We start from the raw sequence: 11,469 nt of genomic DNA, 5'->3' as shown, positions 1-11,469 counted from the left end.
AACCCCGGCTTCCCGGGCCACCACGGCCCGGGAAGCCGGGGTTAACACGGCGCCATCTCACGCTCCCTACAGATCAAGGTGCACCACAACAGGGACCGCCCTCATGGGCGGAGGTCGAGGGCGTCAAGCAACCGCTTCATGGGGCCGCTGAGGTTCCATTGACTCGCGAGACGTTCGAGTTCAGTGCGCGAATCTTCGGCGACGGGACGCAGCCGCGCTCCGGCGTCGTCGAGCGTGGGCAACGGGAGGTCGCGCACGACATTCACGACGGCGGGCGCCACCGTCAGGTAGCTGGCGGAAGCGGCGAGTCTCGCCCGCACGGGCGCGGACAGCCCGCTGTCCGGATCCGCCGCGGCCGCGAGCAAGCCGTCAAGAGTGCCGTACGACAAAAGCAACGACGCCGCCGTCTTTTCCCCGATCCCGGCCACGCCCGGCAGCCCGTCGGAGGCGTCTCCGCGCAGCGCCGCGAAGTCAGCATATTGCCCCGGCATCACACCATACTTGGCAACGACGACCGCATCGGTCACGGCCTCAAGGTTCCTCATCCCCCGCGCCGTGTAAATGACCCGCACGTGGCGGGCATCATCGACCACTTGGAACAGATCACGGTCCCCGGTCACGACGTCGACCGGAAGGCCAGCGTCGCTGGCATAAGTGCCGATGACGTCGTCGGCTTCATGCCCGGCAGCACCGACAACGGCGATTCCTGCCAGGCCGAGCACCCGGCGGATCATCGGAACCTGCACTACAAGCGCCTCCGGCACCACCTCCACATCCGGGGCACCCACCACAGCCTGAGCGACCCTGTGCGCCTTGTACGAGGGAATGAGATCCACCCGCCACCCGGGACGCCAATCCTCGTCCCAACACGCCACCAGATGCGTCGCCCCGTACTCGGTGATCAGCCGCGCGATCATCTCCAACAAGCCGCGAACGGCGTTCACGGGCGTCCCATCCGGGCTGCGGATCGATTCGGGCACGCCGAAGAAAGCACGAAAGTACAGGGACGCGGTATCCAGCAGCATCAAACGGTCGGGCATAAGCGATCCTTACATCCCACCGCCGCCGGACCCAAGACCTTCCGCGCTGCCGAGGTGCTGCCGCACCGCCCGCAATCCCAATTCCTGCCCAAAAACTGTGCCGAGGCCGCGGAAAACCGGGGCTGCTCTTGATCCACGGGTGGCATGGTTATCCCAACAGTCCCGCAGCAGGAGGAAGCATGAAACGGATCGCAGCGTCCGAACCCGCCGGCCGGCCCTTGATTGAAGGGCCCGATCTTCAGGTTTCCAGCGGGATCGGTTCTCCTGCCACGGCGTCATGGACTTCGTCGACCGCTGCGAAGGCATGGGCCTCCGGGGACCGCATTCACGACGGCGGACTCGACGTCTGGCCTGACTGCCGGGACTAAGGCCCCGTTTCCCCCGCTCCCCGGACGGGAACCGGGAAACCCTCCGCCACCCGCCGGAAACACCGACGTCGTGAAATGCTCGCGACACGTGCAGACAGTCGCACGGGGTTCTCAGGAAAAAGATCCAAGTGCTTCCATGCCGCTTACCAGGACGATGCCGCCGAGCGCGATGATGAGCAACGAAGCGACGCCGCCGATGATGCGCATCAGTCCCGGGCCCGCCGCCCTGCCGAACACCGAACCCGTCATGGCCAGGAGGAGTTGCCAGGCGAGCGATGTCAGGCCGACCGAAGCGACAAAGACGACCGGACCGACCCACGAACTGCCCCGCGAGTCCACGGCACCGCCCAATGCGATGAAGTAGATCAGCGTCATCGGGTTGAGCCCGGTCAAGGCGACGAAGCGGAGGTAGGCAAGGCCTGCCGGGATCCGCTCGACCTGGGGGTCCCCGCCTGTTCGCTCCTTCAGTCCTCGGCGCAGTTGCAGGGCTCCGATCGCCACGATCAAGACTCCTGAGGCGGTCAGGAAGGCTCCCCGGTGGTCCTGGATTGTCCGTGCGAACAGGGCACCGGTGGCGGTGGCCATGGCACAGTAGAGGAGGTCCGCCGTCGCAACCCCCGCGGCAGCTGCTGCCGCGACCCGGAAACCGTTGACCAGGCCTTCGCGCAGCAACAGCGCGGCGATCGCCCCGAGCGGCATCGCGACCCCAAGGCCGGCCACCGCACCGGCCGCGGCCGATAACCAGATCTCATTCACCATGCATACCAGTGTGCAATGCAGCAATGAGGAGCACTGACAGTTTCACTGTGCAGCGACTATCATTCTCAGCGTGGATGTCATTGACGAGAAGATTCTCGGTCTTCTGCAGGAGAATGCACGCCGTTCATTCAGTGAGCTCGGAAGGCTCGTCGGCCTGAGCACGAATGCGGCTGCCGCCCGGGTCCGCCGTTTGGAAGCCGATGGAATCATCCTCGGCTACACCGTCCGGACCGGCAAGGAAGCGACCCGCCCCCGCGGCGGCCTGGAAGTCTTCATCGATGTGCGACTCGGCGCCGACACGGACTACGAGACTTTCGCGGGCAAGGTCGGGTCGATCGGGCAGATCGTGGATGCGGTGCACATGACCGGCCCGTACGACTACCTGTTGCGGGCGTACACCCCGGACACCGGGGCGCTGGACCGGCTGCTGCGCCGGCTCAAGAAGGAATGCGGTGCAGCACAGACCCAGACCCGCGTGGCGCTGCGCTCGAGTTGATGTGCCTGGATCGCAGAGCTCCTGGCTCGTCGAATCTCCGTATCGCCGGGGAACAATTCACCGGGGAACCTGCATCCAATCGGTGCCCGTTTCCGGCTCCTCCGCGGCAGCGGCCGTGATCGATTCCGCCAGACTCGAATCGTTGCGCGAGATGAAGTAGTGCACTGTCCCAGCCACTATCGCTCCAATGAACCAGGAGAACGCCGAGAAAGCTCCAAACACAGGTACAAGCGCCAACACCACGGCAGGGACAGCCGAGACGACAAACGAGATGACCGCTTTCCGGTTCCAGCCATGGGTATACGTGTAGTACCCCTGCTCTTTGAACAGGTCCCGCACCAGCACGTGCTGCTTCCGGAGCACGTAGTAGTCAACCATGATGATCCCGAACAGCGGCCCGAGCAGTGCTCCGAGGCCTCCGAGGAACAAGTTGATGACGACCGGACTGTTGAACAGGTTCCACGGTGTGATGACGAGGGCGATCAAGGCCGCGATCAGCCCGCCCCGCTTGAAATCGATCCGGGAGGGCCAAACGTTCGCGAGGTCATATGCCGGCGAAACGAAGTTCGCGACGACGTTGATCCCCAGGGTCGCCACAGCAAACGTGACAGCACCAAGCAACAGGGCAAAGATGCTGTCGATCCGCCCGACAATCTCAACCGGATCGTAAATGTACTCGCCGTACACTTTGAAGGTCCCGGCCGTGACGACAACGGAAACCACGGAAAAGGCGATGAAGTTGACCGGAAGGCCCCACAGGTTGGCCGTTCGTACTGCTTTGCGGGTGGGCGCGAACCGGGAGAAGTCGCAGAAGTTGAGCAACAGGGTGGAAAAATAGGTCACCGTCAGCGCGGTGGCGGCAAGGAATGCATGCAGGACGCCCCATTCCGACGTGCCCCCGGGCAGGTCAAAGGAGATGTCCCAACCCGCTTTGATCAGAATGTAAACCACCAGCACGCCCATCACAGCCCACACGGCCGGCCCGGCCCAGTCCTGGAATCTCCGGATCGTTTCCATGCCGTTTCGGAGCAGAAGAAGCTGCAACGACCACATCAACAGGAACGCCAGCCACCCGAGCCAGGATTCGCCCAGGAAGTTGTTCCCGGCCAGGCTTTGGAGTCCGGGCCAGAGCTCCACAGCGATGACGATGACCGCGCGGGAGGCAAGCCACGTCTGGATGCCGTACCAGGCAATCGCGACCAACGCACGAATCAGGGCGGGCAGGTTGGCGCCGAAGATGCCAAACGAGATCCGGGCGAGCACAGGGTAAGGAACACCGGTCTTCTGGCCTGCGTAACCAGAAAAGTTCATGAGGACGAAGACGATGACAATCCCCACGACCAGAGCCAGAAACACCTGCCATGCACCCAGGCCCAACGCGAAAAGCCCTGCAGCGAACGTGTAGCCGCCAAGCGAGTGAATATCCGACATCCACATCGCAAACAACGAATAGAAGCCCCACGAGCGGTGTTCGGCCGGCGCGAGATCTTCGTTATAGAGTCGCCGGCTGACTCCCGGCGGAATGACGTCAGACACTTGGTCCTCGCTTCCAGTACCGACGGGTGCGGAACGCCGGTTCGGGAACCCCTGGACGGGCACCGGCAGCGCATCCATTGCTGTCAATATACTCAGCCCGGCCACGCTGGAATAGATTCACCGCCGCTCCGGGAGCTCCCGGGAGCCCCCGCCCCGCGTGAGCCAGCCTCCCCGGCCAAGTGCGAAGATGCATGCCGCGGCCGGGACCGTGACGACGGCGGTGACGGCAAGCAACTCCGGAGATGGTTGCTCGAAGTCGAGGAAATCCTGGAAAACAGGTACGGACAATACAAGCACCAGCACCGCGGACATCGCGGCGGCAATCGCCGTGCTCCAGGCGTTCACGGGACGGGAAACGACCGCGAGCAGGCAAAGGCCCAGCAGCGACAGGGCCACAACTGCTGCCGTCCGTACCGCGCCCGTCGAGTCGCCGGCAGCCGCAGAGCCGAAACCTGTGATCGCCAGGAGGGCCGCAGCGATGATGAATCCTGCCGGAAGTGCCAGCCGCAGCGAACGCTTGAGGAACCCTGGTTGGTAACGGCGCAGGTTGGGCATCAGGGCGAGGAAGAAGGCTGGAATTCCAATGGTGAGGCCGTCCGTCACCGACAACTGGCGGGGCAGGAACGGAAAATCCAGCAGCAGGACCCCGACCGCCACGGACAGCGTCAGGGCATAGACAGTCTTGCTAAGGAAGAGGACCGAAACCCTTTCGATGTTCGCAATGACCCGCCGGCCTTCCGCAAGGACCGAAGGAAGCCGGTCAAAGCGCCCGTCAAGGAGCACCACGCGCGCCACGGCCTTTGTGGCCGGTGCTGCCGAATCCATTGCTATGCCAAGATCCGCTTCTTTCAAGGCCAACACGTCGTTCACCCCGTCGCCGATCATGGCCACCGTATGCCCTTGCCTTTCCAGTGCCTGAACCATGGCTTTCTTCTGCGAGGGACTGACGCGGCCAAAGACAACAGTCTTCTCCATCGCTTCTTCGAGCAGACGGGGGTCCTCAGGCAGGAGGCGGGCATCGCAGCCTTCGCCCGTACCAAGGCCGACCCGCTGCGCGACGCGGCCGACAGTGCGGGGGTCGTCTCCCGAAATGACCTTCACCGACACCCCTTCCTGCGCGAAGAACGCCAAAGTCTGTGCCGCATCGGGCCGGATTTCCTCGCGGAACGTCAGGAGTACCACCGGTTCCAAGCCGTGCGGAAGCTCCCGGGCAGCACCCCGGGCCACACTGAACCGCCCGGAGGCGTGGGACAGCGCCAGGGTCCGCAGGCCTTCGGCAGCGAGCGCGGAAGCTCGCACCGCCGTCGGGCTTCCTGCCGGCAACAGCACATCCGGCGCGCCAAGCACCCACGTGCCGGAGGCTTCCCGGCCCTCCGAGAAGCTGACGGCGCTCCACTTGGTGGCAGAGGAGAACGGTACCCGCTGCCCGGCCTCGGGCAGGCCGTCCGCGGTGAACGTCCCTGCAAGGCACCGGGCCGTGGCGTTGGCGTCCGCATCGGCACCGAACCATCCGAGGACCTCCTGCCACCCTGGATGTCCAGCCCCGTCAATGTCATGCACCGCATCAAACGTGATCCGGCCGTGGGTCAACGTGCCGGTCTTGTCAATGCACAGCACGTCCACGCGGGCCAGCCCCTCTACCGCAGCCAGTTCCTGGATGAGCACCCGGTCCCGGGAAAGCCTCAGGGCCCCGACCGCAAAGGCAACACTCGTGAGAAGCACCAGCCCCAGGGGAATCATCGCAATGATCCCGGCAACCGCGCCTGTCGCGGCGTGCTTCCACGAGCCGCTGGACCAGGCATGCTCCCAACCACCTTGGGCCTGCATCTGTGCGTTGACGAGGAGTACGGAAACGGGCAGAAGGGCCCAAGAGACCCATCTCAGCACCCTGTCAATACCGCGTCGGATTTCCGAAGCAAGCAGCGAGAACCGCCTGGCTTCGGCCACCAGCCTGTTCGCATACGACTCGCTTCCGACCCGGATCGCCCGCGCAGCGCCCCGCCCCGCGACGACGATTGAGCCTGAAAGCAGTTCCATGCCGGGGAATTTGGCGACCGGGACGGATTCGCCGCTGAGCAGCGATTCATCCAGTTCCAGGCCGTGTCCGTCAAGCAGGAGGGCATCCACCACGAGCTGGTCGCCCGCGCGAAGAACCAGGATGTCATCCTGTACGACGTCGTCGACGGCGATCTCCCGGACTTCACCGGCCCTGAGCACCCGGCAGCCGGGCAGCTGCAGTACTGCCAGCCTGTCCAGGGTCCGTTTCGCCCGGTACTCCTGCACTATTCCGATCACGGCATTGCCGAGGGCCGCAAACCCGAAGAGGGCGTCGCGCCATTGGCCAAGTGCCAGCAGGAGGAGGAAGCTGCTTCCGACGATCGCGTTGAACAACGTGAAGACGTTTGCCCGCAGGATGTTCCACAGGCTGCGGCTGGAACCGTTCGGAACGGCATTGCGGAGGCCGGCGTCGGCGCGCGCCCGCACCTGCTCGCCCGACAGCCCTGTTGTCCGTCCCTGTGCCATGCTGCCACCATCCTGGAGCCCCGGCCGTGAAGTGCCGGGGTGTGAAAGTGCCGGACCGTGAAAGTGGCGTGCCGTTTCCGGCACCGCCACTTCCTTGTGCCCGGGGCCTTTTCGCCCGGGCTTTTCCGGACCCGTCACGGGCAGTTCCGTCGTTGCGTCCTACTCCCTGGAGATCGGGATCTTCTGCTTTGCGGTTTCGCCGCTGCTTTCCCGCACGGGCACTCTTACTTCGAGAACGCCGTCCTTGTAGCTGGCAACAACGTCTTCTTCCTTCACATCCTTCGGCAGCGGGATGCTGCGGAACATCGAGCCGTAACGGAATTCCGAGCGGTAACTGCCGTCGTCTTTCTGTTCGCTCGACTCTTTGCGTTCGGCGCGGATCCGCAACTGGCCATCGGAGAGATCGATTTCGATGTCCTTGTCCGGGTCCACACCCGGCAGTTCCGCACGTACTGTCAGGACGTTGTCCTTGATTTCTTCTTCCACCCGGATCATGGACCGTTCGGACTCGCCTTCAAAGAGCCGGCGAAACGGTTCCATCAGATCAAAGGGGGTGCGGCGGTCAAATGGCGACCACCTCAATAGCTCGTTCATGGCTTGACCTTCCATCGTCCGTGGGTTTCTGCCCCGCGCCCTGCGGGACAGGATTCTGGGTTCTGTGAGCCTGTGTGCTCCGGGCAGCGGCCGGGCCGCTGCAGCACGGCTGCCGGGCCGGAGGAGAGCGGCATCGCCACCACGCCATCGCCATCACCTTGCCTCCGGCCCCCCGGCTGTCTCCGCGCCGGCCACGACCGCGGCCGTCCGGACAAAGGTGTCCGGGTTCAGGGAAATCGAGTCGATCCCGTGACCAACCAGGAATTCCGCGAAGTCCGGATGGTTGCTCGGTGCCTGACCGCACAATCCGACCGGGATGCCCGCGTTGTGGGCCTTCCGGATGGCATCCCCGATCATCACTTCCACAGCTTCGTCCCGTTCGTCGAAAAGTGCAGCAAGTTCGGCGGAGTCCCGGTCCGCACCAAGGACCAACTGGGTGAGGTCGTTCGAGCCGATGGAAAACCCGTCAAAGGCGGCGGCGAACCGCTCTGCGAGAATCACGTTGGAAGGCACTTCGCACATCATGTAGACCTTGAGACCGTTCTGTCCCCGGACCAGGCCGTTCGATGCCATCACTTCGAGCACCTGCGCGGCCTCGCCAGGCGTCCGGCAGAAGGGCACCATCACCACGACGTTGTCGAAACCGTGATAGTCCCGAAGCCGCTTGATGGCCCGGCATTCCAGCTCAAAACCCGCCTGGTAACGCGGATGGTAGTAGCGTGAAGCGCCACGCAGGCCAAGCATCGGGTTTTCCTCGACCCCTTCGAAGGCGGAACCACCAATCAGCCGGCGGTATTCGTTGGATTTGAAGTCGCTGAGCCGAACTATTGCCGGGTGCGGGTAGAAGACAGCGGCAAGCTTCGCCAGCCCGGTCGCCAAGGTTTCGACGAAGTAGTCTGCGGGGCTGGGAAAATCCCCGGTCAGGGCGGCGATCGTCTCCCGCTCCGCCGGATCCGGCACCCTGTCCGGATGGATCAAGGCCATCGGATGGACCCGCACCATCTCATTGATGACGAACTCCATGCGGGCGAGGCCGACGCCCTGTGCCGGAAGCTTCCACCACCTGAAAGCGCCGCCCGGGTCGGCGAGGTTGACCATGAGCTTGGTCCTGGTCGCGGGTACATCGCCAACACCATGCTCGATGGCTTCGAACGGAAGGCTCCCTTCATAGACCACACCCCGGTCGCCGTCGGCACAATCAACGGTGACGGGCTGCCCATCGGCTATCCGCATGGTCGCCTCACCGGTCCCGACCACCGCATTGATGCCAAGCTCGCGGCTGACGATGGCGGCATGGCTGGTCACGCCGCCACGGTCGGTGACAATGGCCGCAGCCCGCTTCATCACGGGAACCCAGTCAGGGTCAGTTTGTGCAGTGACGAGCACCGAGCCATCCACGAACTGATCGATCCGGGAAGGATCGGTGATCAGGCAGGCGACGGAAGAAGCCATGCCGTTGCCCACCGCGGCTCCGGACGCAAGCACCACCCCCGCCTTCTTGAGCCGGTACGTGGTGAAGGAAGCGGCTGTCCGCCGCGACTGGACGGTTTCCGGCCGCGCCTGGACGATGAACAGCTCTCCCGAGACTCCGTCTTTGGCCCACTCGATGTCCATGGCCTTGCCGTAGTGGTTCTCAATCTTCACCGCCCATCCCGCGAGGATCAGGATGTCTTCCTCGTCAAGGACGAACGCGCCCCTTTCAGCATCACTCGTATCCACCAGGGCGGTCCCGGCGCCACCTGGACCGTGCACCAGTTTCCGGATCTTGGACCCCTTGGTCCTTTCGATCACCGGATGCTTTCCCGGACCCAGAAGCGGCGTGAAGACCATGTATTTGTCAGGATTGACCGAGCCCTGGACCACGGTCTCCCCGAGTCCCCAGTTGGCACTGATCACTGCGGCCCGCGGGAATCCGGTGGATGGGTCCAGGGAGAACATGACGCCGGCCGAACCGCGGTCCGAACGCACCATCAGTTGGATACCCACCGACAGGGCGACGTCCTGCTGCGAAAACCCCATAAGGTCGCGGTAGCTGATGGCCCGGTCGGTGAAGAGGGACGCATAGCACCGCAGGCAGGCCTCCAGGACAGCCGCTTCTCCACGGACATTGAGAAAGGTCTCCTGCTGTCCGGCGAAACTGGCATCGGGGAGGTCTTCGGCAGTCGCGCTGCTGCGCACGGCCACGGCCGGTTCGCTCTGATCCGCCCGGTGCGCCAATTCCCGGTACGCCTCAGTGATATCCAGCGCGAGATCGTTCGGCAGCCCGGCGGACAGGACCGCGGAGCGCATGGCGGCCCCGGCCTCACGCAGGCTCGTCCGCCCGCTGTGATAGCCCTCCATGGCTCCGTCAAGCTGCCCGCCGATCCGGTTCCCCGCGATGAAGCGCCGGAACGCGTCCGCGGTGGTAGCGAATCCCCCGGGAACCCGTACTCCCTGAGCAGTCAAGGCCCGGGTCAGTTCTCCAAGGGAGGCGTTCTTCCCGCCCACGTGCGGTACATCCGCGCTGCCGATTTCATCGAACCAGAGCACGTTGACCCCGTTCATGCGCCCGGGCCCCCTCCCTCTGACGGCTGAAGCACTCCGGTGTCGCCTTGGTCAACCAGCAGCACAGGGCAGTGCGCGTGGGCCGCGCACGCACTGCTGACCGAACCGATGACCTGTGACAGGAAACCACCACCGCCGTGCCTGCCGACCACCAGCATTCCGGCATCCTTGCTCTCCTCGACAAGCACCTTGGCCGGTGCCCCGAACCTGACACTCACGGTCAGCCGCGCCGGCCGGTCGTCACCGAAAGCCCTTTCCACCGCTTCCTCCGCCAACCGCGCCGCAGCCTGTTCAAGCTGATGGGTCACCGTGTCGTTTCCGGGGTCCAGATGCGAGGCCATATAGAAATCGGGCATCCCGATGCAGGTAATGACTTCGAGGGGTGCATCGAAGCTGTCCGCAATGTGACGCGCGAGCCTCAAGGCATTGGATGAGAATTCAGAGCCGTCGATGCCCACGATAATCCGGGGCGGATTTCCTTGGATTTCCATGTTTCCACCGTGCTGGTCCGGCACGCGCCGGACCAGAGTCGAAGGTCACGTGCGCGGCGTTCCGTCCATCTCCGGTACAGGCCCGGGGGCAGGCAGCCGCCACGCACGCCGTCCGCACGCAGTTGCTCAGCGGAGCGTCAGTCGCTGGACCTGCCGGCTGCCGCCCCGAGGGTGCGCTGTCACCTCATCCATGCCCGCGATCGTTCATGCCCGTCATTGGCCGCGCTTGACCGGACTGATCCTCGTGATGATGGTGGGGCACGGTAGCTGCGTAAGCACAGCGTGGGCCGTGGAACCCATCAGCAACCGCTTGAACGCCCCCCTGCCCCGGCTTCCCAGGACCAGCAACCGGGCGTTCTGAGCCGCTTCGACGAGGGCTTTCGCGGGAGCTGTATCGACCGCAAGAACCTGGTGCACTGTGAGGTCAGGGTAGCTTTCTGCAAGCCCGGCCGCCGTCTCGGAGAGGATGACCCGCTCTTCTTCCGCGGCACGTACGGCGAGGTCTCTGCCGGGCATCCCCTCGGGAACGCGGAAGCGGGGACTTCCGAACGCGTGCAGGATCGTCAGCGCCTGTCCTTCACGGTCCGCCTCCGCCGCCGCGAACGCGACGGCCTGGGTGGCCTCCTCGGACCCGTCCGCACCGACCAGGATGCCTTGCCGGCCGCCGTCGCCGGCGTTCGTTCCGATGACAGCCACCGGACAGTGTGCGACGGCGGCAACCTGCAGGGCGCGGTCCGTCACCGCGCCGCCGAACCAGGACTCCCCGGAGCCGATGACCACCATCGAGGCCTTCCGCGACTGTTTCCGCAGTACGTAGCCGATGCTTCCAGACACCTGTTTGGCGTTCAGCTCGACGTCCGGTTCTGTCTCGATCGCCTGGGCCTTCACCTTTTCGAGGAGCTCCAGCCCGAACTTCCTGAGCTGTTCGCTGGTTGCGTAGTTCTCGTAGGACCAGCGGTCGTCCAGCGCATGGACCAGCACGACGGGCAGCTTCAACGCCGCCGCCCTGTGCATCGCCCAGGAAACGGCTGCCTGGCCGGTTTCGGTATCGTCGACGCCGACGACAATTGGATTTTTCATGGTGTTTCCTGCTCCTCGTCAAGGGCGTTCGGGGGCGC

General features: G+C 64.5%; 9 protein-coding genes. 1 reads left to right on the top strand and 8 read right to left on the bottom strand.

Going from position 1 to position 11,469, the window contains the following annotated elements; all coding sequences use genetic code 11:
• Nucleotides 1-101 precede the first annotated feature (101 nt).
• Nucleotides 102-1,040 carry a 5'-3' exonuclease gene (locus DWV11_RS04700; RefSeq protein WP_115787722.1) on the bottom strand — a complete coding sequence of 313 codons (939 nt, stop codon included), beginning with the start codon at nucleotides 1,038-1,040 and terminating at the stop codon, nucleotides 102-104.
• Nucleotides 1,041-1,519: 479 nt separating this feature from the next.
• Nucleotides 1,520-2,167 carry a LysE family transporter gene (locus tag DWV11_RS04695; RefSeq protein WP_115787721.1) on the bottom strand — a complete coding sequence of 216 codons (648 nt, stop codon included), beginning with the start codon at nucleotides 2,165-2,167 and terminating at the stop codon, nucleotides 1,520-1,522.
• Between the two features lie 70 nt (nucleotides 2,168-2,237).
• Between DWV11_RS04695 and DWV11_RS04690 the strand changes: the two genes are divergently transcribed.
• Nucleotides 2,238-2,663 carry an Lrp/AsnC family transcriptional regulator gene (locus tag DWV11_RS04690; protein WP_115787720.1) on the top strand — a complete coding sequence of 142 codons (426 nt, stop codon included), beginning with the start codon at nucleotides 2,238-2,240 and terminating at the stop codon, nucleotides 2,661-2,663.
• Between the two features lie 57 nt (nucleotides 2,664-2,720).
• Here DWV11_RS04690 and DWV11_RS04685 read toward each other — a convergent pair whose 3' ends face one another.
• The 6 genes from DWV11_RS04685 to DWV11_RS04660 all read right to left on the bottom strand — a co-directional run bounded on the left by DWV11_RS04685 (nucleotide 2,721) and on the right by DWV11_RS04660 (nucleotide 11,431).
• Nucleotides 2,721-4,277: an NCS1 family nucleobase:cation symporter-1 gene (locus DWV11_RS04685; RefSeq protein ID WP_115787719.1), complete on the bottom strand. Its 1,557-nt coding sequence runs from the start codon at nucleotides 4,275-4,277 to the stop codon at nucleotides 2,721-2,723.
• 39 nt (nucleotides 4,278-4,316) lie between these two features.
• Nucleotides 4,317-6,722, bottom strand: a complete 2,406-nt coding sequence (locus DWV11_RS04680; protein WP_115787718.1) for an HAD-IC family P-type ATPase — start codon at nucleotides 6,720-6,722, stop codon at nucleotides 4,317-4,319.
• A 159-nt stretch (nucleotides 6,723-6,881) separates the two neighbouring features.
• Nucleotides 6,882-7,262: an Hsp20/alpha crystallin family protein gene (locus tag DWV11_RS04675; RefSeq protein WP_342767712.1), complete on the bottom strand. Its 381-nt coding sequence runs from the start codon at nucleotides 7,260-7,262 to the stop codon at nucleotides 6,882-6,884.
• A 207-nt stretch (nucleotides 7,263-7,469) separates the two neighbouring features.
• On the bottom strand, nucleotides 7,470-9,860 hold the full coding sequence (gene ppsA, locus DWV11_RS04670) for a phosphoenolpyruvate synthase (protein ID WP_115787716.1): 2,391 nt from the start codon (nucleotides 9,858-9,860) through the stop codon (nucleotides 7,470-7,472).
• Entirely contained in the window at nucleotides 9,857-10,351 is a 495-nt protein-coding gene (locus DWV11_RS04665; RefSeq protein ID WP_115787715.1) for a universal stress protein, read from the bottom strand. Before DWV11_RS04665 ends, ppsA begins: the two co-directional genes overlap by 4 nt.
• 213 nt (nucleotides 10,352-10,564) lie before the next feature.
• Nucleotides 10,565-11,431 carry a universal stress protein gene (locus DWV11_RS04660; RefSeq protein ID WP_115787714.1) on the bottom strand — a complete coding sequence of 289 codons (867 nt, stop codon included), beginning with the start codon at nucleotides 11,429-11,431 and terminating at the stop codon, nucleotides 10,565-10,567.
• Between the last annotated feature and the right edge of the window lie 38 nt (nucleotides 11,432-11,469).

It is taken from the genome of Arthrobacter silvisoli (assembly GCF_003369445.1).
GTDB classification, from domain to species: Bacteria; Actinomycetota; Actinomycetes; order Actinomycetales; family Micrococcaceae; genus Arthrobacter; species Arthrobacter silvisoli.
This window is presented reverse-complemented; position numbering and strand designations above follow the sequence as displayed.